The organism is Campylobacter sp. RKI_CA19_01121 (assembly GCF_025771295.1).
Taxonomy (GTDB): domain Bacteria; phylum Campylobacterota; class Campylobacteria; order Campylobacterales; family Campylobacteraceae; genus Campylobacter_D.
Genome location: NZ_JAKMQA010000012.1, coordinates 24,039 through 44,901, shown reverse-complemented (window position 1 = coordinate 44,901; position 20,863 = coordinate 24,039). Strand labels below are relative to the sequence as shown.

Below are 20,863 nucleotides of genomic sequence, written 5' to 3'. Positions count from 1 at the left end.
ATTTTTTTATTATTTTATAAAATTTAGTTTTATGTGTTGTTTTTGCTATTTATTAGTTATTCTATTTTATTTTTGAATTTTTATGGTTTTATGGGTTGTTTCTTATGGCCTAGATTTGTGTGGTTGGTTATTGAATTGTTATTTGGTGGTTGGGGGGGGGTGATTTGGTTGATTTAAATTTGAAATATTTATAACAAATTTTGGTTTAAGTTTTTAATAGAGTTTATAAATTTGATTTGAAATTATTCATTGAATGTTTTATTTGGTATATAGCTTGGGTTTTAGTTGTAGGTAAAGAATAAGTATTTGCGAGTGAAATAAGAGTGTATTTTTATAGATTTTAAAATAAAAATTATTGGTTTTATAAAAAATATTAATTTTTATAATGTATTTTATCTTTTTGTTTTTTTGGAGGATATATGAAAAAATTATTTTTAACTTTATCACTGGGTTTTGCAACTTTATTGGCTAATGAGAAATTATTAAATATTTATGAAAGTCCTACTTGTGGATGCTGTGATTTTTGGGCTAATTATATGAAAGATAAAGGTTATAAAGTGCAAATACACAAAAGCGATGATTTTTTAAAAATAAAAGAAAAAATGAATATTCAGCCTATGTATCAAAGTTGCCATACTGGCGTAATTGATGGTTATGTTATAGAAGGGCATGTGCCTGAAGATGCAGTTGCTTGGCTTTTGAAAAATAAACCTGAAGATGTTATAGGTATTTCTGCTCCTGGTATGCCTCAGGGAAGTCCTGGAATGGAGCAAGGTTATGAAGAAGAATATCCTGTAGTTTTAATGCTTAAAAATGGAGACTATAAAATTTATGGGATCTATAAAGGTCATAATTTAGTCAAGACAAACTAAGCAATTTTGCTTAGCTTATTTTATATATTAATGGTATTCTTATATGAAAAGTTTTTTCATATTGTGGAAAATTCTTAGACGCTATACGTATAGTTTCTAAAGCACTATCGTTTAATAATTTATATTTTGATGGTTTTAATATTTTTAAGTTTAATAGATTTTTATCTTTAGTCCATGTGAATTCTACTAAAATTTCGCCACTCATTCGCATTTTTTTAGCTTGCCTAGGATAGATTAAAGCTTCATCTATAGCTTGTTTGACTTCTTTTAAAAGCTCATTGTTATTAGCTAAAGATATGCTTTCTTGAGAAGTTATTGGAGTGTTTTTTTCTTGTGCTATAGTTTTTTGAGGTTTTATTTTTTCATTTAATTGATTTATTGCCTTGGTATTGGTTAAAGTGTTTGTTTTTTTAGATTGAATGATAGCTTTTTCTTTTGTTTGTTCTGGCTTTTTTATTTTTTCTTGTTTAGGCTGTTTCGTTTTTACTTTAGGGGAATCTTGTAAAAATTGTTTTATGGTTATATTAAATTTTTCTTCTTTTGAAGCACTATGTTGTATATGTAAAAAATTCTTAGTATAAATAAAAATAAAAAATAAAGGCAAAAAGAGAAATAAAGTGATAAAAAAGGATTGATTTTTATGATTGTTTATAAATGTTTTCATCTTTTTTGCTCTGTTAAAATTTGAAAATTTTCATGATTTTTATTTTTTAAAATATCAATAATTTTTACAAAACTTTCAAATTTTGCTTCTTTATCACTTTTTAACTCTACTAATGTTTTAGAATCTATAGTGTCAAATTTTGCTTTTATTTCTTCTAAGGAAGCTGTTTTTCCATCGATATAAAATTCATTTTCTTTATTGATTAAAATACTCACTTTGTCTTTATTTTCGTTTATGGAATTTGAATTTTCACTTTGAGGTAGATTGATTTTGATTTCACCATGCGCGATAAAAGTGGATATGCTTAAAATAATAGCTAGTAAAACAAGCATTATGTCTATAAAAGGAATGATGTTTAAACCCTCATTTTTTGGTAATTTAAGCATTTTTATCCTTAAAAATACGATATGCATTACTCAAGGTTGATATTTTCCTAAGTAATCCATTATAAACCATCAAAGAAGGGATAGCAACTAAAATTCCTAATGCTGTAGCTTTTAAAGCTAGCGATAAACCAATAACAATAGATTTAACATCAATATTCCCGCTTGCACCCATGTCGTAAAATGTAATCATAATCCCCACTACAGTTCCCAAAAGTCCTACATAAGGAGCATTAGTGTAAATGATATAAAGCATGGTGAGATTTTCACTAATTGCATCATCAAATTTTTCTTGACATTGATAATCATTTAGCTTAATTTTTCTAAAAAACAATATACGTTCTATAGTGCACCATATAGCAATAAATGCCATTATTCCTAAAACAATAAATATAATTAAGTCAATGTAAGTTTTTAAAAATTCCATCTTATCCTCGTTTTATTTTTTTGTGATTATATTACTAAAAATTAAATTTTTTATTAATAACAATTATCATAATTGATACAATAAATTTATTTTAAATTAATAATTATTATCATAATATTCCAGTTTTGAAAATATATTTATAAGAAAGGAAATAATGAAAAAACATTGTTTATCGTTTTGTGTTGCTAGTTTTTTGGTCTGCAATGCTTTATCGCAAGAAGTTTTATTAGATAGCTCCATAGTAAGCGCTTCTGGTTTTTCTCAAGATATTAAAGAAGCCCCTGCTACTATAAATGTGATTAGCAAAAAAGATTTAGAAAGTAAGCCTTATAGAGATGTTGCCGAAGCTATTGCTGATATTCCTGGTGTGGATTTATTTGCTAGCAAAGGAAAAACTGGATCTTATAACATTACCATGAGAGGTATTACTGGATATACTTTAATTTTAATCGATGGACGGCGACAAGGGATAGGCGGAGAAGTAGGGCCTAATGGTTTTAATGAAATTTCAAATTCATTTCTGCCTCCAATTTCTAGCATAGAAAGAATAGAAGTGATAAAAGGACCAATGAGTACTTTATATGGCTCTGAAGCTTTAGGTGGTGTTGTGAATATCATCACAAAAAAAGTAAGCGATAAATGGGAAACATCAGTTAGTTTAGATAGTATTTTTAATGCACATAAAGAATGGGGTAATACTTATGGTACAAGTATATATTCAAGTGGTCCATTGATGAATAATCGTTTGGGACTTACTTTGCGTTTTAGAGAATTTTATAGGGAGCAATCTAATATAAAATATAGAGATGGTGGTGGAAAAGAAATCGAAGCAAAAAAGGAACAAAGTCCTACAAAAGCTAATAATTTTAATTTAGGAACTAGGCTAAATTACTTAGTAGATGATTATAATACCTTGATATTTGATATTGATTTTTCAAGAAATCACTATGATAATAATAGAGGTCAAATAGGTGATTTAACTGTGCCTGGAGACGACGCAGGTTCGTTAAAGGGTGGCTATAAAGATACTATGCAAGTAGATAAGTTGGTAACTTACCTAAGTCATGAGGGTGTGTATGAAGATTTTTCGATTACTTCTACCTTGCAGTATAACCGTGTAAGTAATGATGGGAGAGAGGTTATTGGTTTATCTAATCAGCCATTTTTAGGGCAAAATAGAGATATAGTTGCTGAAGATATTATTGTAGATACAAGATCAGTTATTCCTTTAGGCCAAAGTCATATTTTAAGCGTGGGTGGTGAATATAGACTTGAAAAAATGCAAGATAAAATCGCTAACCCAACGAATTTTGATCAGTATTTATTAGCTTTTTTTGCAGAGGATGAGTATAGTATAAGAGATGATTTAAGATTTACTTTCGGTGCAAGGTATAATCATCATGAAATTTTTGGAAATAATATTTCACCAAGAGCTTATTTAGTTTATAATCCTACTAGCGAGCTTACTTTAAAGGGCGGTGTTTCAACGGGTTTTAGAACTCCATATGCTAATAGATTGATAGCAGGTGCTTATAATTATAGTGGACAGGGTAAATATCCTATGTATGGAAATCCAAATCTAAAAGAAGAAACATCGCTTAATTATGAATTAGCCGCTGTTTACAATAATGACTTATTTTATATTTCAGCAACCGGGTTTTTGACAAATTTTAAAGATAAAATCTCAGAACAAGAATTTAAAAAAGATGATATGATACCAGGTGTTGGTACTTGTGGAGCTTATAAATGTTATAAGGATGTAAATCTTGGCAAGGTTGAATACAAAGGCATAGAGCTTGGAGCAGGGATTACTCCTATAGAACATTTAAATCTAGATTTAGCTTATACTTATCTTGATAGTGAAGTAAAAGATGCACAAGATAAGGCTGTGATAGGAAAGCCAGAGATTGATAGTTTAAAACACAACATCATGTTAAAAGCAAGTTATAATATCTTTAATAAATTTACTCCATGGGTAAAAGGCGAGTGGCAAATAGATCGTTATATGGGTGATACAAATATTAATAGAGAATATTATCAAGATGTCTTTTTAGCTTCTATGGGTGTGCGTTATGATATCAATAAAAATTGGAATATTAATGCAGCAATTTATAATCTTTTTGATAAAAGTTTTACAAATGATTGGGAATCTTATAAGAGCGATGGCAAAGATGTTTGGGTAAATACTTATAACCGTATAGAAGAAGGAAGAAGAATTTATATTTCAATCAATGGTAGTTTTTAATTTTGTATTGTCGGAGAACCAAAGAGTTTGTTAAGAGCTTCTTTGGTTTCGTCTTTAGGATCGTATTTTTTAGCGTCTTTTTTAAAATTTTCAAAATGCTCATTTAAATTTGGAGCGCTTTTTACTTCTTGTTTTATGGGAGTTTTGAATATATCTTGCAGCTTTTGAGTATCTATGGTTTCTATTTTTTGGATTTTAATTTGTGCTTTTTCTCCAAAAATCTCATGAAGCAATGTTTTGATTAATTTAAAACCATTGTTTAAAACCATTCTATCATCATCTTTAGCATGCGAGCTAATGCTTAAAATGTCATCTTCAAAAGAAACAAACTGTGTCGTTTTTTTGAAAACTTCAGCTAAGTCATAATCTCTTTTATATATTGCTTTTAAGAGATTTTCATAAGGACTAAGTTTTTCTTCTTTAGGGGTTTGTTGAATAGAAGGAATTTCTTGTTGTTTTGGATTTGGCATGCTATCTTGTTTTGAACTTTTAATAGCCTCATCAATGCTTTTTAGATAAGTTGCTTCTATAAGCATGAAAGCCATAACACAAAGCACAAAGCTATCATCATCGCTAGAATTTAACATAGTCTTAGCGCGTGAAAGAATTCTAAAAAATCTTTCATAAATTAGCATAGAAAAAAGATGATTTTTGGCAAAAAATGCTTCTTTTAGAAAAAATATCATCTCATCAATGACATTACTTGCCTCATAATCTTCAAATTCTTTTAAAAACTCAAGAACTTTATCTTTATCATTGGATAAAATGGCTTGATAAAATTCTTCAATTTTAGCTGGATCTAAAAAGCCTAGCATAGCAGTGATTTTTTGTGTTTGTATATCATTTTGACAATACACTATGGCTTGATCTAGTAAGGTTAGGGTATCTCTTAAAGATCCGTTTCCGCTTCTTGCAATGAGTTTTAAAGCTTCTTTTTCATAGTTGATATTTTCTTTTTCCAAAATCCACTCAAGATGATTTAAGATATCATGGGTAGAAATTTGCTTAAATCTAAAATGCTGCGTTCTTGAAAGAACTGTGGCAGGAAGTTTTAAAGGATCGGTTGTTGCTAGTATAAATTTTACGTAACTTGGTGGCTCTTCTAAGGTTTTAAGCAAGGCATTTGCTGCTTGTGGGGTGAGCATATGCACTTCATCGATAATAAAAATTTTAAACCTAGCTAAAGATGGAGCGTATTTGACTTGCTCGATAAGCTCTTGAATGTCTTCTAAGCTTCTATGGCTTGCAGCATCCATTTCTATAATGTCTATATTAGAGCCAGTGAGTGAAGATAAACATTGAGAGCATTCTCCACAAGGATTAGCACTTGGTCCATTTTCGCATACTAGAGCTCTTGAAAAAATTCTTGCACTTGAAGTCTTTCCGCTTCCGCGTAACCCTGAGAATAAGTAAGCGTGTGCTAAACGGTTATTTTCAAGAGCATATTTTAAGCTTGTAGAAACAGTATTTTGCCCTACAAGCTCATTGAAATTTTTTGGTCTGTATTTAACAGCAAGAGCTTGAAGCATTGCTACTCATTCATGATAGATAATAACTCTTCATTGCTTTTGGTTTTTAGCATTTTAGAGTATAAGAATTTTAAAGCTTCTATGTCATCCATTTGTGAAATAGCTGATCTAATTGCCCAAATTTTTTGAAGCTTTTCAACACCTTGGAGCAATTCTTCTTTTCTAGTACCTGATTTTATGATGTTAATTGCAGGATAAATTCTTCTATCTGAAATATTTCTATCAAGAACGATTTCACTATTTCCCGTTCCTTTAAATTCTTCAAAAATTACTTCATCCATTCTTGAGCCTGTTTCTATCAAAGCAGTTGCTATAATGGTTAATGAGCCACCATGCTCTATATTTCTAGCTGCACCAAAAAAGCGTTTTGGTTTATGCAAGGCATTTGCATCAACCCCACCGCTTAAAACCTTACCACTACTTGGCGTAGCGGTATTATAAGCTCTTGCTAATCTTGTAATAGAATCAAGCAAAATAATGACATCTTTACCTGTTTCTACCATCCTTTTTGCTTTTTCTATAACAAGTTCAGCTACCCTAACATGATTATAAGCAGGTAAGTCAAAAGTTGAGCTAAAAACTTCGCCTTTGACACATCTTTGCATATCTGTAACTTCTTCAGGGCGCTCATCTACCAAAAGCACAATCAAATGAGCCTCTGGGTGATTTTTGGCAATAGCAGTAGCTAATTCTTTCATTAGCTCAGTTTTACCAGTTCTTGGAGGTGCTACGATTAAGCTTCTTTGGCCTTTTCCTATAGGGGCAAATAAGTCAAGCATTCTACCTGTAAGTTTTAAAGGATCGTATTCTAATTTGATTTTTTCAGTTGGAAAAATTGGAGTAAGATTGTCAAATAAAGGTCTTTCTCTAGCTTCTTTTAATGGAAGATAATTAATTGCTTCGATTTTTAACAAAGCATAGTATTTTTCTTGATCTTTTGGTTCTCTAACTTGACCAGTAACTATATCTCCAACACGCAGAGCAAATTTGCGAATTTGTGAGTTTGACACATAAGCATCATTTACACTATCGCTTAAATTTGAATCCATTCCACGCAAAAAGCCATAGCCTTCAGGTGAAATTTCTAAAATTCCTGTAAAGAGTATAAAACCACCTTTTTTGGTTTGTGCTTTTAGAATTTCAAAAATAAGATCTTGTCTTCTAAATTCTCTTGGGTTTTCTATTTCTGCTTCATTAGCAATTTTAACTAAGCTTTCTAGATCAAGCAACTTTAAATCTTCTATCTTATAACCTTCCACTGGAATGTGTGTTCTTTGATGTTGTTTTTTTTCTTTTGTATTTTCCATATATCCTCTAAAATGTAGAAAATGTAGTATTTAATAATGAATAAGAGATTTTATTCAAAAAAATGCTTCTTTGTCAAATTTTTAAAATTATAATATAGCTTTGTAAATAATTTTTAAAATAGCGATTTTAAAAAAATGATAAAATATTGTAAAAAATTATTGAAGAAAGTATAAGATGAAATGTAAACACTGCCAATTAAGTTTCAGACAAGATCAAATGATAGAAAAAAATGGAAATTATTTTTGTTGTAAAGGCTGTGAAAGTGTTTATGAGATTTTACAAGAAAATAACTTGGAAGAATTTTATGAAAAACTTGGCAATCAAACCCTAACTCCTGCCATAATAGAACATAATGTTAAAGATTATGAAAAATACATACAACAAACCAAAGAAGGTTTTAGTGAGATTTTTTTACTTATAGAAGAAATTCATTGTGCTGCCTGTGTTTGGCTTAATGAAAAAATTCTCATTAAAAGTGAAGGAGTGATAGAAGTTGATATTAATTCTATTACTCATAAAGCTAGAATTGTTTTTGATGAAAAAAGTATAAATTTAGCAAAAATTATCCAAAGCATAGAAAGTATTGGTTATAAAGCTAGTGTGTATTTGCCTACAAAGAATGAACAAAGAGCAACTCAAACTAAAAGAGATTTTTATGCAAAATTAATAGTTGCCATAGCCTGTGTGATGAATATCATGTGGATATCTGTAGCCAAGTATGCTGGATTTTTTAGTGGCATGGAAGCTGATACTAAGGATATTTTACATTTTGCTGAATTTTTACTTTGTACTCCTGTGCTTTTTTATACAGGCTCAATCTTTTATAAAAATGCCTATTATGCTTTGAAATTTAAAAGTGTTAATATGGATACTTTGGTAATTAGTGGGGCAAGTTTAGCTTATATATATTCAATATGGGCAATGTTTTCAAGAGCTTCGCAAGTGTATTTTGATTCTGTGGCGATGATTATTTGTTTTGTTTTTATAGGAAAGTACTTAGAGCTTTTAAGTAAGAAAAAAGCCCTTGATACGCTTGATCATTTACGATCGTTTTTAAGTAGTGAAGTAAGGGTTTTAAAAAATGACAAAATAGAAAATATCGATGTAGAAGAAGTACAAATAGGAGATATTATAGAATTAAAAGAAGGCGATAGAATTTTAATAGATGGAGTGTGTGTTAGTGGTAATATTAGCTTGGATATGTCTAGTTTAAGTGGAGAGAGTTTACCACTTGATGTGCAAAAAGATGATATGATTTATTCTGCTTCTTTGGTTTTAAGCGGGAATGCTTTATATAGGGCAAATGCACTTTATAAGGATTCTAAATTAGCTAGGATTATTAATTTACTTGAAAACTCCAGTTCAAAAAAAGCCAAAATAGAAAAAATGGTACAGCAAGTAAGTAAGTATTTTTCACCTATTATTTTAACTTGTGCTTTACTTTGCTTTGCTTTTACTTTTTTTGTGTTAAATTTGGGTTTTGAAGAGGCTATGATACGCATGGTTTCTGTGTTAATTATAGCTTGCCCATGTGCTTTAGCTTTGGCTACTCCGGTGAGTTCTTTAGTAGCAATTAGTGCTGGTTTGAAAGAAAAAATTTTATTTAAAGAAGCAGGTGTTGTGGAGGATTTGAGCAAGTGTAATGTGGTTGTTTTTGATAAAACAGGGGTTTTAACAAAGGCTAGCTTAGAAGTTAAAAAAAGCTTTTTGGATGAGAGTTTGGATAAAAATGAGTTATTAAATTTCTTACACCTAACTAACCACCCAGTGGCTAAAAGCATTTTGAAATTTTTAGATGAAAAAATCGATGGCAGAATAGAATTTGAAAAAGTTCAAAATTTTCAAGCAAGAGGTTATAAAGCCTTTTTGGGTAAAGATGAATTTTTGGGAGGAAATGAGAAATTTTTCGAAGAAAATCATATGCAAGTACAAGAATTTCAAACCACGCATTTTATATTTGCTAAAAATAAAATCATATTAGCAGTTTTTGAGTTAGAAGATAGCATAAGAGAAAGCTCTGAAGAGTTGATTGGATTTATGAAAGAATGTAAAATGCAAATTTATATGTTAAGTGGTGATAATTTATCTGCTGTGAGTAAGGTGGCTGAAAAATTAAAAATAAATAATTTCAAAGCCTCGTGTATGCCAGAAGATAAAATGCAAATAATAGCTAATTTAAATCAAACAGGTAAGGTTTTAATGGTAGGAGATGGAGTAAATGATGCTTTAGCACTTTCTTATGCAGGTGTTGGGGTTTCTTTAAAAGAAGGTTCTGAACTTGCTATGGAAAATAGTGATATTATATTGTTAAAAAATGACCTAAAAAGCCTACAAAAAGCCATACAAATAGCTAAAAAAACTTATCAAATTATTAAACAAAATTTGGCTTTTTCTTTATTTTATAATGCCTTGAGCATGCCTTTAGCTTTTTTTGGTTTGATTAATCCCTTAATCGCGGCTTTATCAATGTCTTTTAGTAGTATAATAGTGATTTTAAATGCTTTAAGGATTAAAAAATGAACGGTGTTTTAATGATGATGATAGGCGTTTCTTTGGTTGCTTTGTTTTTGGCGATTTGTGCTTTGCTTTGGGGTATAAAGAATAAACAATTTGATGATGATTATAAATTTACTACTTTAAATGATAGTGAAGAAGCTTTAAATGATGCGGTGATTTTAGAAAAAAGAAAAAAAGAGGCTTTAGAAAAGAACAAAAAACAGCCATAAAGGCTGTTAAATTATTTTTTTAAGCTTTCGATATATTCTTCAATTGCTTTGAAATCTGCTTCTGTTAAACCTTTAAGGTTGATTTTCATGATAGCACCTTGACCATAAGCGTTTCTTTTACCTGCTGCATAGTCTTTCATGTATTGCAATCTTTCAGCAGCAGTTAAAGAATTTAAAGCAGGAACTTTGTTAAGATAAACTTTATCTGCTTTAGCACCATGACATACTGCACATTTTTTGTAAAGTGTAGCACCATCTGCAGCAAAAGCTGAAACACCAAGACATGCTAAAGCTGATAACACAAGTAGCTTTTTCATTGTATCACTCCTATATAAATTGAAAATAAAATGTTTTGAATTATAAACTTTTTTTATTTAAAGTCGCTTAAAAAACTTTTTTACTTGATAAATTATAAAAATCTTAATAAAAATACATTATAATTTTTTTATGAAAACAAGGGCGTTATTTTTAGATAGAGATGGGATTATTAATATAGATAAAAAATATGTTCACAAGATCAGTGATTTTGAATTTTGTGATGGTATTTTTGAACTTTGCGAATTTTTTCAAAAGCAAAATTTTTTAATTTTTGTAGCTACTAATCAATCAGGCATTGCAAGAGCTTATTATAGTGAAAAAGATTTTGAAATTTTAAGTTCATATATGTTGGATAAGTTTTTAAAAAGAAACATTAGAATAGAAAAAATTTATCACTGCCCGCATTTAGAAAATTGTGAATGTCGTAAGCCAAAACCTGGCATGCTTTTAAAAGCACAACAAGAATTTGATATAGATTTTTCACAATCTTTTTTTATAGGGGATAATTTAAGCGATATGCAAGCTGGAATTAATGCTGGTGTAAAAAATCTATTTTTGATTAATAAAAATTATAATGATGATAAAAACTATAAGGTCTTTAAAAATTTAAAAGAACTTTTGCATTATTTAAAGGATAGAAAATGAAAATAGTGATAACGGGTGGAGCAGGTTTTATAGGCTCTGCACTTGCTTTAGAACTTCAAGATAAACATGAAGTTTTGATTGTAGATAAAATGCGCTCAAGTGCTACTTTTGAAAATGGAAATTTAGAAAGCTTTGGCCATTTTAAAAATATTTTAGATTTTGAAGGTGAGCTTTATGTGGGTGATATTAACGATGAAAAAACTTTAAAGGTTGTAAAAGATTTTGAACCCGATGCGATCTTTCATAAGGCTGCAATTTCAGATACAACTGTTTATGATCAAAACAAAGTTTTAAAGACTAATTTAAACACTTTTAAAGATTTTATAGAACTTGCTTTGGAGCTTAATGCAAAACTAATCTATGCAAGTTCAGCTTCAGTTTATGGAGATGCTCCAAGCCCACAAACTGTAAATTTAAGTGAAGCCCCTAAAAATCCTTACGCATTTTCAAAATTAATGATGGATAAATTAGCAAAAAAATACTTTGATAAAATGCATATAGTCGGGCTTAGATATTTTAATGTATATGGCAAGGGAGAATTTTTTAAAAATAGCACTGCTTCTATGATTTTGCAATTTGGACATCAAATTTTAGCGGGTAAAAGTCCGCGTTTGTTTGAAGGAAGTGATCAAATTTATCGTGATTTTGTATATATTAAAGATGTTGTGAGTGCAAATTTGCAAGCTTTAGAAGCAAAAAGCGGAATTTATAATGTAGCTACAGGTAAGGCAAGAACTTTTCAAGATATAGTTGATATTTTACAAAAAGAATTAAACACTAATTATCCTTGTGAGTATATTCCTAATCCTTATAAAAACGCTTATCAATTTCATACTCAAGCAAAATTAGATGAGAGTTTTTCATATAAAGCTAAATTTAGTCTTGAAGAGGGGATAAAAGATTATTTAGATGAGATTAAAAGGCTTTATGAAAAGGAAGTAAATGCTTGATTTTTTAAGTTCTAAAAAGCCAAAAATTTTAGTTGTTGGGGATTTTATGGTGGATCATTATATATGGTGTGATTGTACTAGAATTTCTCCAGAAGCTCCTGTAATGGTGATGAAATCACAAAAAGAAGATAAAAGACTAGGTGGAGCTGGCAATGTATATGCAAATTTAAAAAGTCTTGGCGCTGAGGTTTTTGCTCTAGGACTTGTGGGTGATGATGAGAGTGGAAGATTTTTAAAAGAGAATTTAAATGCAAAATTATTAGTAGAAAAAGATAGAAAAACCCCTCTTAAAAGCAGAGTTTTATCACATTCTCAGCAAGTTTTAAGGCTTGATGATGAGAATGATTTTGATACTAAATTAGAAGATGAAATTATTCAAGAGTATAAAAAAATCGCAAAAGATTATGATGCGATTGTTTTGAGTGATTATGCCAAAGGGATTTTAACTTCAAAAGTAACAAAAGCTTTGATAGAGCATGCAAATACTTTAAATTTACCTATTTTGATTGATCCAAAAGGAAGTGATTTTAGCAAATATCAAAATGCAACCTTGCTAACTCCAAATAAAAAAGAAGCTATTCAAGCTTTGGGTGTAGAAAAAATTGATAATTTAGAAAAAGCTTTGAAAAAATTAAAAGATGATTTAAATTTAGCTTATTCTATTATAACTTTATCTGAAGAAGGAATAGCACTTTTTGATGAAAAATTACATATTATCCCTGCAAAAGCCTTGGAGGTTTATGATGTAACAGGAGCTGGAGATAGTGTTATAGCTATGCTTGCTTATACTTTGGCTTTAAAAGTTGATATTGTAAAAGCGTGCGAGCTAGCAAATGATGCAGCAGCTGTTGTGGTAGCAAAAGTAGGAAGTGTGAGTGTAAGTTTAGAAGAGATAAAAAACCTCAAAAAAGCTTCTTTTGAAGATAAAATTAAAAGCAAAGAAGAGCTTGTAAAATTGCTACAAGATCAAAAAGTAGTTTTTACCAACGGGTGTTTTGATATTATGCATTATGGTCATATAAAATATCTTGAAAAAGCTAAAAAATTAGGAGATATCTTAGTTGTAGGTTTAAATTCAGATGAAAGCGTAAAAAGACTAAAAGGAAATTCAAGACCTATAAATTTAGAGTTTCAACGTGCATGTATGCTTGCGAGCATGTATTTTGTAGATTATGTAGTGATTTTTGATGAGGATACTCCTTATGAATTGATAGAGTTTTTAAAACCTGATGTGCTAGTTAAGGGAGCTGATTATAAAGACAAAGAGGTAGTGGGTTCAAATTTAGTAAAAAAAGTAGAATTGATCGACTTTGAAGATGGATTTAGCACTACCAATATAATTAATAGGATTGCAAATGATAAATAAAATCGAAAAGGAATTTATTCAACATCAAAAAACTTTAGAACAAAGTTTGAGTTTAAAAGAGCAAATTGCTATGGTTGCTCAAGAGTTAAAAGTGTGCTTGAAAAGTGGTGGGAAAATTTTAATTTGTGGAAATGGTGGAAGCGCTGCAGATAGCCAGCATTTTGCAGCTGAACTTAGCGGAAGATATAAAAAAGAAAGAAAGGCTTTAGCTGCTATTGCTCTAAGCACTGATACTTCTGCTTTAAGTGCTATAGGAAATGATTATGGTTTTGAATTTGTTTTTTCAAGGCAAGTTGAAGCTTTAGCTAGCGATAATGATGTATTGATTGGAATTTCTACTAGTGGAAAAAGTCCAAATGTGATTAAAGCTTTTGAAAAGGCCAAAGAAATTGGTGCTAAGTGTATAGGACTCAGTGGAAAGGGTGGTGGAGTGATGAATAAATTATGTGAGCATAATATAGTCATTCCAAGCGATGATACAGCTAGAATTCAAGAAATGCATATTTTAATTATACATTGTTTATGTGATTTGATAGAAGAAGAATATTAAGTTTGGGTTATTTTCCCAAACTTAAATAATATTCAATTTGATCTTTTTGTAAAATTCTAATTAAATTTGTACTTCCTGCAACACCTATTGGAAAACCTGCAGTAAGAGTATAAACTCCATCTTTTTTCATAAGGCCTTTTTCGACTCCAAGTTTTACAGAATTGCTTAAAAGCTCTGTTAAATTTTCATGTTTTTCTATTAATATAGCAGGTTGAACTCCCCAAACTATACTTAAAAAATTTAAAGCTTTTTTAGAATGAGTAATAGCTATGATATCCATTTTTGGACGATATCTTGCTGTTTTAACCGCAGAAGCACCACTACTTGTGATGGTAAAAATTGCATTTGCATTTAAATCGGTTGCTAGTTGTGTGCTTGATTTAGCAATAATATCGGTTTCATTGAAACATTTAAAGGTTTCAAATTTTTCATAAGGATAGTTTTTTTCTGTTTCTATAATGGTTTGAGTCATAATATCAACCGCATTTGCCGGATCAATCCCTACTGCGCTTTCTTCGCTAAGCATAACCGCATCAGTACCATCAAGCACAGCATTAGCAACATCTGAAATTTCAGCTCTTGTGGCAGTTTTGGATTTTGCAAGTGAAAAAAGCATTTGAGTAGCAGTGATGACAGGTTTATTAGCCTCGTTAGCCTTTTTAATGATGAGTTTTTGTATATTTGGCACTCTATAATAAGGCACTTCAATACCCAAATCCCCTCTTGCTACCATTATACCGTCACTGCAATTTATGATTTCATCGATATTTTCAACAGCATCAAATTTTTCTATTTTTGCAAAAATAGCAATTTTGGCATTATTTTCATCAAGTATTTTCTTAACTTCATCAATATCATGAGCATTTTGTACAAAAGAGATGGCTAAAAAGTCAACATCATTTTTAATACCCCATGCAAGATCGTCTTTATCTTTTTGGGTGATAACATCGATATTAATTTTTGTATTAGGAAAATTAATTCCCTTGTTTGAACTAAGCACCCCGCTATTTTCTACTTGGGTTTGGATAAAATCTTTTTCAACTTGCACTACTTTAGTTTTGATGGAGCCATCACAAAGATAGATGTATTCTCCTACCTTTAGCATTGAAAGAATTTCAGGATGATTAATACAGACTTTATAATGTTCATTAGAAAGTTTTTCTCCTTCAAAAGTATCCTTGTAAAAGTCTAGTCTATCTCCATTTTTTAATTCAAAAGCTTCTGGAATTTTTAAGGTTCTAATTTTTGGTCCACTAATATCTTGCAAAATTCCAATTCTTGCATTAAGTTCAGTTGCCACTTTTCTAATAGTAGCTAGATTTTGACTATGATACTCATGGGTTCCATGTGAAAAATTTAAACGAAAAACATTTACCCCATTAATAATCATTTGTCTTATTGTAGCTTCGTTTTCACTTGCTGGTCCAATCGTTGCAACTATTTTTGTTTTTTTTAGCATTTTTTATCCTTTTTATAGTAGTTCGCTAGTAAATAAATCCTCATTAAAATTAGCACCCAAGTATTGACAAATAAGTTTTGCATCTCTATAACCATTGCCAAGACAGCTTGTAGCACCTGGACTTGGGGTCATATTGAAAATTATACCTGGAATTTCAGTGATACTTGCTTCACCAAGCATTAGTTCTCCTGCCTTTTTATCAAGCACTTGAGGGCGTACTCCGCCAAAGTTTTTAGCATAGTAAATATCATCTGTTTTTAAACTAGGAACTATTTTTTTGGCATCTTTTACAAAAAGTCTTTTGTTAATGTAAGGAATTTCAAATAAATAATTATAAAGAATATAATTTCTAATAGTAGAATCTTTAAAAAGATTAAGGCAAATTTTGACTACATTCATGTCTAAGTTAAGTGTTTTGAAAAATTCAGGTAGTGATTTAAAACCATGGTATCTTTCTAACATAGGGATAACTAAGGCAGTAGGGCCAAAGCGTGTATTCATATTAGCTAATAAATCAGGATCACCATGTAGCGCAGCAAATGGTAGTTTTGGATTTTGCACCATGTAAACTTTACCATTTAAAATTTTTCTTTTAGACATATAAAAACTTCCTGCAACCGGAAAGCAAGATTTATCTAATCCTATACCCATTTTATGTGCCAAAAATAAAGAATGCGCTCCTGCATTTACTATAATAGATTTCGCGCTATATTCTTTAAAATCTTTTGTTTTAATATAAAAAATATCATCTTTTTTTTCTATAAACACAACTTCTTGATTATAGGCAACATGAGTATTTTTTCCTTGTTTACAAGCTTGCTCTATAAGATTTTGACTCATCAAGCCAAAATCTACTGTAGTATAAACCACTCCTGCTTCTACACCCATAGCTACTACTTCATCGGTTCTATCATTCATGCCATCTTCGCCTAATACAACATTAGGTTCTATTTGCTTAATTTCATCTTTAGTATAAAATTTAATATAAGGATATAATTCTTTAAATTCTTCATATCTATTTTTCATATACTCGCATTCTTTGTCTCCAACTGCAAGTGCGAGTTTTTGGTGTGAGTGCATAAACTTATTTTGTGCATTTTGCAAAAGACCATATTTTACAATCATATCTGCTGTTGTTTTAACTTTTTTTGCTTTTTCTAAAGTGTAATTTGTCTCTATATCACCACAGTGGATAGTTTGTGAATTGCTTGTGCTATGGCTATTTAAAGTTGCGGCGCTATTGTATTTTTCTAACAAAGCAATATTTTGAATATTTGTGTATCTAGCCAGCTCGTAAAATACTGCAGCACCAGAAATCCCACCGCCAATTACCACGGTATCAAAATGTTTTTGATCCATTGTTATCAATTCCTTTTGTGTGTTTGATTTTGCTAATAATATCAAAATATAGTTGTTTTGAGTAAATAAATTTTATAATTTCAAGTGCTTGGGTATAGAAATAAATTTTAAAGTATAAAATTTTCACAAACAGCTTTTTTCATACCTCTAAAAATTAAAAATTTATCATAAATTGCATAGTCGAAAAAATTTGCAAGAAATTGCCCATCTCCGCCTGTAAAATATAATTTTTTATCATATGCACTATCTTTTATAAGTAAATATATGCTTTTAAAAACTCCATAACTTAAAGCATCAACGGTTCTTTGAGGGAAAGCATCAAAATTAATCTGTGTGTTTAGCTCGTATCTTAAACGTGATGAAATATTGGAAAAAGACTTTTTATAGCTTTCAATACCTGGGAGTATAAATCCCCCAAGATGAATAGAATTAGAAATAATATCTACAGTTATTGCAGAACCCGCATCAACTACAACACCATCTTCTATAGTGTAACATGCTGCTATTCTATCAACCCCTAAATTCTCATAAATAGTATCAAAATTAAAATATGAGGCAAGATTGATAAATAAAGGATTTTGTTCTAATCTTTGCTCTAAATTTGGATTTACATTGATATAAAATACTTTTTGTGTAGGTTCGTATTGTAAAAACTGCTCAATACTCATAGAATAAAATTTTTGCTCATTTAGAAAACTAGCGGTTGTGTTACCAATATCACATAAAAGCATAATTTTTAATCCCTTTGGTAGCTAGATATTCTTTTGCTTTAGAACAAATTAAAGCTTGGTGAAATATAAAATAATTTTGAAAATTTAAGTTTAGAGTTTGGTTTATATTTTGAAAAATACTTTCAAAATCTAGACATTCTTTTGTTAAAATTTTACTTTTTGTAAAAGAAAATAAAATCAAACAACACTGTTTGTTTGTATTCTCTCCATAAATACAAATTAATTTTTTCTTTTTACTAAAAGCATGGATATCTAAGGATTTAGTATTTTTTAAAACAATCCCATATTTTATAAGAATATCACTAAGCTCTTGATTCATTTTAGTTTAATTGTAAAAATTTATTTTGAAAGAAAAATTTACCATTAGCCATAAAACTTTTTTTATCAACGGCTTCACTTAGTTTATATACTGTATAATCTTTCAAATTTGTATTTAGCTTGATCAAATAACCTGTTTTTTCAAAAATATACAAAGAGTTATTGTGCAAGGTGCTTTTAGAAAACAGAGCAAACTGAAATTTTACTTCATCGATTTTTCTAAGATTATAATCATTTTTAATAACTCTTCCATCTTTTGTTAGTACAAAAATTTCATTATCATTAGTGTTTACTTCTTTAATATTTTCGTTTAAATATAAGGTTCTATTTGGAGTAACAACGATGATTTTTTGTGCAGTTGCAGCAACCATAGTATCATTTTTAACATGAAGATAGATGATATTGTTAAAAAATTCCTCACTACTTACTAAAATTTCTTTACTCACTTTTAGTGTGCTTTTATTAAGTATGGCTAATTTTCCATTAAGCATAGGATATATAATAATGGTATTTAAAAAATAAGGATTAGCATAACGACTATCTTGAGCATATGCTGTGCCAAGATTTTGAAGCATTTTAATACCAAGATTTTTATTTGCATATACCAAGGTATTGCTAGCTAAAATTAAAGCTATATCATCTCCATCTATACTTGCACTCACTACACTTTCATTAAATTTATGAGAAAATAATTCATCACCTTGTAAATTTAAAATCTTAAAATTTCCATTATCATCGCCAATAAGAACCTCTTCTTGTTGCATATTTATAATATGATAATTTTTATCTAGTTTAAAATTAATAATATTTCCCATAGTATCTATAAAGGAATTATTGCTTAATTGTGCTATATTGTTATTGAAATTTATAATTTTACCATTAATACTTTGAGAGCTATAAGGAAGCTGTTCTGCTTGCGTTGGTTGGTAATACTCCCTTTTTGTGCCACAAGCACTAAAAAATATTAAAGTAATGATAAATAAATAAAAGTGTTTCATTTTATTCCTTGATAATGTTTTAAGCTTGTAATAATCTGCCATAAGGGAGAATTTATAGGTATTTTATTAAATTCTATATCTGCATTTTTAAAATCGTTTTGTTTTAGAAAATCAAAACCTACCAATAAGGTATTATAATCTTTCAAAAAGTCTGATTTTTGATTGTTTTGAGCAAGCACTATTTGTTTTAACAAAGGATCTATGTTAAGACTTAAAGTTTGATTAAGATCTTGATTGTTTTGACTCATCATGAATATGGTGTATAGATTTACACTTTTTTGTTTTAATTCTTCAAGTAATTTTTGGTCTGAAGGATTTTTTAATAAGTTGTTAAAAATTATATTACTTTCTTGAATATTACTTTCTTGTTTTAGATTGTAAAAATAACTTCCGCTAAGATATGCGATTAAAAGTACAATGATTACAATGAAATAGTATTTGTATTTTTTTATAAAGCGCTCAGATTTGATAAAATTTTCCATCATTTGCTCTTGAGAGCTTAATTCCGCTTGAACCGCTTTTAGATTTTCTTTTAAAGCCATATTTTCCCTTTTTTAGCAAGAATAAACATTATTTATTGTTTTAAGTCTATAATTGTAACATATAAAAATGAAAAAATAAATGATTTTATGTTATAATTTTTAACCTAAAAAGAGTTTTCTTGAGTTAAAAATTAAGATTAAGGTAAATTATGCAAATTGATGATAAATTATTAACCAAACTTGAAAAGCTAAGTGCTTTAAAAATTGCCGATGATAAAAGACAAGAATTGGAAGAACAATTAAGTCAGATTGTTAATTTTGTAGAAAAATTAGATGAGCTAAAACTTGATGATGTTGAAGCTATGACTAGCACTACAAATGCTGCAACTCCATTTAGACTAGATGAAAGTAGAAAATCTGATGTGATAGATATACTTAGCAAGCATGCTCCAAATTCTCAGGATGGATTTTTTATAGTCCCTAAGATAATTGAATAAAATATTTGGAGTTTAATATAGATGGAAAATTTTTCTTGGTTTGATGTATTTGTTTTAGGTTTAACTGCGATTTTAGGTTTAAAAGGTTTGGTAAGTGGCTTATTTAAGGAAATTTTTGGTTTATTAGGCATAGTTGGCGGGGTTTTACTTGCTTCAAGATATGCTAAAGAAGTAGCAGAAATTATTAATAATAATTTTTATGCAATTGAAAACGAAAATCTTGCGATTTTTGCGGGATTTTTGGTTTTGTTAATTGTAATTTGGGTAGCTTGTATGGCTTTGGGAAATATATTATCAAAGATTTTTAGTATGAGTGGTCTTGGTTTTATAGATCGTATAGGTGGATTTTTATTTGGTAGTGCTAAAATATTTTTGATTTTTGCAATTTTAGTGGCTTGTATTAATAATATAGAATTTTTAAATGCAAGCTTAGAAAAATATGCTAAAAATAGCTATACATTAGATCTACTTAGACAAACAGGTGATTTTATAATGAATACTGATTTTACTCAAAATGGTTTAGATAAAATACAAGAACAAATTATAGATTCTAATTTAAGTCTAAATTCGGAGGTAAATAATGCAAATTGAAAATATAGAATATGATGTTTTGCTTGAGCGTTTTAAAAAAACACTTAAAGATAATGGTCTAAAATATACTAAACAAAGAGAAGTGCTTTTAAAAACTTTATATAATAGCGATATGCATTATACTCCAGAAAGTCTATACGTAGAAATAAAGCAAAAAAATCCCGAATTAAATGTAGGCATTGCAACAGTTTATAGAACTTTAAATTTATTAGAAGAATCTGGTATGGCTACTTCTATATCTTTTGGTGCTTCAGGGAAGAAATTTGAACTTGCAAATAAACCTCACCATGATCATTTGATTTGTAAAAGTTGTGGCGAGATTGTAGAATTTGAAAATCCTATTATCGAACAGCAACAAATGTTAATCGCAAAAGAATATAATTTTAAATTAACAGGACATTTAATGCAACTTTATGGCCTATGTCCACAATGTAGTAAAAAATAA

General features: G+C 29.3%; 23 protein-coding genes. 11 read left to right on the top strand and 12 right to left on the bottom strand.

What is annotated here, in order from left to right:
• Window positions 1-419 precede the first annotated feature (419 nt).
• Window positions 420-872: a DUF411 domain-containing protein gene (locus tag L8T90_RS07075; protein ID WP_263702952.1), complete on the top strand. Its 453-nt coding sequence runs from the start codon at window positions 420-422 to the stop codon at window positions 870-872.
• A 10-nt stretch (window positions 873-882) separates the two neighbouring features.
• On the opposite strand, the gene L8T90_RS07070 is transcribed toward L8T90_RS07075, so the two are convergent.
• The 3 genes from L8T90_RS07070 to exbB are packed head-to-tail and all read right to left on the bottom strand — an operon-like array spanning window position 883 to window position 2,346.
• Entirely contained in the window at window positions 883-1,536 is a 654-nt protein-coding gene (locus tag L8T90_RS07070) for an energy transducer TonB (protein WP_263737092.1), read from the bottom strand.
• Window positions 1,533-1,922 carry a TonB system transport protein ExbD gene (gene exbD / locus L8T90_RS07065; RefSeq protein WP_263702954.1) on the bottom strand — a complete coding sequence of 130 codons (390 nt, stop codon included), beginning with the start codon at window positions 1,920-1,922 and terminating at the stop codon, window positions 1,533-1,535. The genes L8T90_RS07070 and exbD overlap by 4 nt, the downstream gene beginning before the upstream one ends.
• Complete coding sequence (gene exbB, locus L8T90_RS07060) at window positions 1,915-2,346, bottom strand: TonB-system energizer ExbB (RefSeq protein ID WP_263702955.1); 432 nt, start codon at window positions 2,344-2,346, stop codon at window positions 1,915-1,917. Before exbB ends, exbD begins: the two co-directional genes overlap by 8 nt.
• Window positions 2,347-2,500: 154 nt before the next feature.
• Between exbB and L8T90_RS07055 the strand changes: the two genes are divergently transcribed.
• Window positions 2,501-4,591 carry a TonB-dependent receptor domain-containing protein gene (locus tag L8T90_RS07055; protein ID WP_263702957.1) on the top strand — a complete coding sequence of 697 codons (2,091 nt, stop codon included), beginning with the start codon at window positions 2,501-2,503 and terminating at the stop codon, window positions 4,589-4,591.
• Here L8T90_RS07055 and L8T90_RS07050 read toward each other — a convergent pair.
• Both L8T90_RS07050 and rho read right to left on the bottom strand, forming a co-directional pair.
• Complete coding sequence (locus L8T90_RS07050) at window positions 4,588-6,120, bottom strand: DNA polymerase III subunit gamma/tau (RefSeq protein WP_263702958.1); 1,533 nt, start codon at window positions 6,118-6,120, stop codon at window positions 4,588-4,590. The two genes, L8T90_RS07055 and L8T90_RS07050, sit on opposite strands and share 4 nt — an antisense overlap.
• A 2-nt stretch (window positions 6,121-6,122) precedes the next feature.
• A complete protein-coding gene (gene rho, locus L8T90_RS07045; RefSeq protein ID WP_039617780.1) occupies window positions 6,123-7,427 on the bottom strand; it encodes a transcription termination factor Rho in 1,305 nt (434 codons plus the stop codon).
• A 175-nt stretch (window positions 7,428-7,602) separates the two neighbouring features.
• Here rho and L8T90_RS07040 point away from each other — a divergent pair, with 175 nt between their 5' ends.
• On the top strand, window positions 7,603-9,948 hold the full coding sequence (locus L8T90_RS07040) for a heavy metal translocating P-type ATPase (protein WP_263702959.1): 2,346 nt from the start codon (window positions 7,603-7,605) through the stop codon (window positions 9,946-9,948).
• Complete coding sequence (gene ccoS, locus L8T90_RS07035) at window positions 9,945-10,154, top strand: cbb3-type cytochrome oxidase assembly protein CcoS (protein ID WP_039668142.1); 210 nt, start codon at window positions 9,945-9,947, stop codon at window positions 10,152-10,154. Before L8T90_RS07040 ends, ccoS begins: the two co-directional genes overlap by 4 nt.
• Before the next feature lie 11 nt (window positions 10,155-10,165).
• On the opposite strand, the gene L8T90_RS07030 is transcribed toward ccoS, so the two are convergent.
• Entirely contained in the window at window positions 10,166-10,471 is a 306-nt protein-coding gene (locus tag L8T90_RS07030) for a cytochrome c553 (RefSeq protein ID WP_039668143.1), read from the bottom strand.
• 130 nt (window positions 10,472-10,601) lie between these two features.
• Between L8T90_RS07030 and L8T90_RS07025 the strand changes: the two genes are divergently transcribed.
• Genes L8T90_RS07025 through gmhA form a run of 4 tightly spaced genes read left to right on the top strand, consistent with a single transcriptional unit; the run spans window position 10,602 to window position 13,983 of the window.
• Window positions 10,602-11,117 (top strand): D-glycero-alpha-D-manno-heptose-1,7-bisphosphate 7-phosphatase, encoded by a 516-nt coding sequence (locus L8T90_RS07025; RefSeq protein ID WP_263702960.1) that lies wholly within the window; start codon window positions 10,602-10,604, stop codon window positions 11,115-11,117.
• Window positions 11,114-12,067: an ADP-glyceromanno-heptose 6-epimerase gene (gene rfaD / locus L8T90_RS07020; RefSeq protein WP_263702961.1), complete on the top strand. Its 954-nt coding sequence runs from the start codon at window positions 11,114-11,116 to the stop codon at window positions 12,065-12,067. Before L8T90_RS07025 ends, rfaD begins: the two co-directional genes overlap by 4 nt.
• Window positions 12,060-13,433 carry a D-glycero-beta-D-manno-heptose-7-phosphate kinase gene (gene rfaE1 / locus L8T90_RS07015; RefSeq protein WP_263702962.1) on the top strand — a complete coding sequence of 458 codons (1,374 nt, stop codon included), beginning with the start codon at window positions 12,060-12,062 and terminating at the stop codon, window positions 13,431-13,433. Before rfaD ends, rfaE1 begins: the two co-directional genes overlap by 8 nt.
• Window positions 13,423-13,983, top strand: a complete 561-nt coding sequence (gene gmhA, locus L8T90_RS07010; RefSeq protein ID WP_263679606.1) for a D-sedoheptulose 7-phosphate isomerase — start codon at window positions 13,423-13,425, stop codon at window positions 13,981-13,983. The genes rfaE1 and gmhA overlap by 11 nt, the downstream gene beginning before the upstream one ends.
• Before the next feature lie 7 nt (window positions 13,984-13,990).
• Here gmhA and pyk read toward each other — a convergent pair whose 3' ends face one another.
• From pyk to L8T90_RS06980, 6 genes are all read right to left on the bottom strand, one after another.
• Window positions 13,991-15,442 carry a pyruvate kinase gene (gene pyk / locus L8T90_RS07005; RefSeq protein WP_039668148.1) on the bottom strand — a complete coding sequence of 484 codons (1,452 nt, stop codon included), beginning with the start codon at window positions 15,440-15,442 and terminating at the stop codon, window positions 13,991-13,993.
• Window positions 15,443-15,454: 12 nt separating this feature from the next.
• On the bottom strand, window positions 15,455-16,801 hold the full coding sequence (locus L8T90_RS07000) for an FAD-dependent oxidoreductase (protein WP_263702964.1): 1,347 nt from the start codon (window positions 16,799-16,801) through the stop codon (window positions 15,455-15,457).
• Between the two features lie 107 nt (window positions 16,802-16,908).
• Window positions 16,909-17,532 (bottom strand): type III pantothenate kinase, encoded by a 624-nt coding sequence (locus tag L8T90_RS06995; protein ID WP_263683203.1) that lies wholly within the window; start codon window positions 17,530-17,532, stop codon window positions 16,909-16,911.
• Window positions 17,519-17,851 carry a hypothetical protein gene (locus tag L8T90_RS06990; RefSeq protein WP_263737091.1) on the bottom strand — a complete coding sequence of 111 codons (333 nt, stop codon included), beginning with the start codon at window positions 17,849-17,851 and terminating at the stop codon, window positions 17,519-17,521. Before L8T90_RS06990 ends, L8T90_RS06995 begins: the two co-directional genes overlap by 14 nt.
• Window position 17,852: 1 nt before the next feature.
• Entirely contained in the window at window positions 17,853-18,848 is a 996-nt protein-coding gene (locus L8T90_RS06985) for a hypothetical protein (protein WP_263737090.1), read from the bottom strand.
• Entirely contained in the window at window positions 18,845-19,390 is a 546-nt protein-coding gene (locus L8T90_RS06980) for a hypothetical protein (RefSeq protein ID WP_263737089.1), read from the bottom strand. Before L8T90_RS06980 ends, L8T90_RS06985 begins: the two co-directional genes overlap by 4 nt.
• Window positions 19,391-19,539: 149 nt before the next feature.
• Here L8T90_RS06980 and gatC point away from each other — a divergent pair, with 149 nt between their 5' ends.
• Genes gatC through L8T90_RS06965 form a run of 3 tightly spaced genes read left to right on the top strand, consistent with a single transcriptional unit; the run spans window position 19,540 to window position 20,863 of the window.
• A complete protein-coding gene (gene gatC, locus L8T90_RS06975) occupies window positions 19,540-19,827 on the top strand; it encodes an Asp-tRNA(Asn)/Glu-tRNA(Gln) amidotransferase subunit GatC (RefSeq protein WP_263737088.1) in 288 nt (95 codons plus the stop codon).
• 21 nt (window positions 19,828-19,848) lie between these two features.
• Window positions 19,849-20,418: a CvpA family protein gene (locus L8T90_RS06970; RefSeq protein ID WP_263664171.1), complete on the top strand. Its 570-nt coding sequence runs from the start codon at window positions 19,849-19,851 to the stop codon at window positions 20,416-20,418.
• Window positions 20,408-20,863 (top strand): Fur family transcriptional regulator, encoded by a 456-nt coding sequence (locus L8T90_RS06965; protein WP_039617809.1) that lies wholly within the window; start codon window positions 20,408-20,410, stop codon window positions 20,861-20,863. Before L8T90_RS06970 ends, L8T90_RS06965 begins: the two co-directional genes overlap by 11 nt.

Bases quoted from the DNA above. Each gene is read 5' to 3' on its own strand.
- L8T90_RS07075 (WP_263702952.1), top strand. From the start codon at position 420: ATGAAAAAATTATTTTTAACTTTATCACTGGGTTTTGCAACTTTATTG.
- L8T90_RS07070 (WP_263737092.1), bottom strand. From the start codon at position 1,536: ATGAAAACATTTATAAACAATCATAAAAATCAATCCTTTTTTATCACT.
- exbD (WP_263702954.1), bottom strand. From the start codon at position 1,922: ATGCTTAAATTACCAAAAAATGAGGGTTTAAACATCATTCCTTTTATA.
- exbB (WP_263702955.1), bottom strand. From the start codon at position 2,346: ATGGAATTTTTAAAAACTTACATTGACTTAATTATATTTATTGTTTTA.
- L8T90_RS07055 (WP_263702957.1), top strand. From the start codon at position 2,501: ATGAAAAAACATTGTTTATCGTTTTGTGTTGCTAGTTTTTTGGTCTGC.
- L8T90_RS07050 (WP_263702958.1), bottom strand. From the start codon at position 6,120: ATGCTTCAAGCTCTTGCTGTTAAATACAGACCAAAAAATTTCAATGAG.
- rho (WP_039617780.1), bottom strand. From the start codon at position 7,427: ATGGAAAATACAAAAGAAAAAAAACAACATCAAAGAACACACATTCCA.
- L8T90_RS07040 (WP_263702959.1), top strand. From the start codon at position 7,603: ATGAAATGTAAACACTGCCAATTAAGTTTCAGACAAGATCAAATGATA.
- ccoS (WP_039668142.1), top strand. From the start codon at position 9,945: ATGAACGGTGTTTTAATGATGATGATAGGCGTTTCTTTGGTTGCTTTG.
- L8T90_RS07030 (WP_039668143.1), bottom strand. From the start codon at position 10,471: ATGAAAAAGCTACTTGTGTTATCAGCTTTAGCATGTCTTGGTGTTTCA.
- L8T90_RS07025 (WP_263702960.1), top strand. From the start codon at position 10,602: ATGAAAACAAGGGCGTTATTTTTAGATAGAGATGGGATTATTAATATA.
- rfaD (WP_263702961.1), top strand. From the start codon at position 11,114: ATGAAAATAGTGATAACGGGTGGAGCAGGTTTTATAGGCTCTGCACTT.
- rfaE1 (WP_263702962.1), top strand. From the start codon at position 12,060: ATGCTTGATTTTTTAAGTTCTAAAAAGCCAAAAATTTTAGTTGTTGGG.
- gmhA (WP_263679606.1), top strand. From the start codon at position 13,423: ATGATAAATAAAATCGAAAAGGAATTTATTCAACATCAAAAAACTTTA.
- pyk (WP_039668148.1), bottom strand. From the start codon at position 15,442: ATGCTAAAAAAAACAAAAATAGTTGCAACGATTGGACCAGCAAGTGAA.
- L8T90_RS07000 (WP_263702964.1), bottom strand. From the start codon at position 16,801: ATGGATCAAAAACATTTTGATACCGTGGTAATTGGCGGTGGGATTTCT.
- L8T90_RS06995 (WP_263683203.1), bottom strand. From the start codon at position 17,532: ATGCTTTTATGTGATATTGGTAACACAACCGCTAGTTTTCTAAATGAG.
- L8T90_RS06990 (WP_263737091.1), bottom strand. From the start codon at position 17,851: ATGAATCAAGAGCTTAGTGATATTCTTATAAAATATGGGATTGTTTTA.
- L8T90_RS06985 (WP_263737090.1), bottom strand. From the start codon at position 18,848: ATGAAACACTTTTATTTATTTATCATTACTTTAATATTTTTTAGTGCT.
- L8T90_RS06980 (WP_263737089.1), bottom strand. From the start codon at position 19,390: ATGGCTTTAAAAGAAAATCTAAAAGCGGTTCAAGCGGAATTAAGCTCT.
- gatC (WP_263737088.1), top strand. From the start codon at position 19,540: ATGCAAATTGATGATAAATTATTAACCAAACTTGAAAAGCTAAGTGCT.
- L8T90_RS06970 (WP_263664171.1), top strand. From the start codon at position 19,849: ATGGAAAATTTTTCTTGGTTTGATGTATTTGTTTTAGGTTTAACTGCG.
- L8T90_RS06965 (WP_039617809.1), top strand. From the start codon at position 20,408: ATGCAAATTGAAAATATAGAATATGATGTTTTGCTTGAGCGTTTTAAA.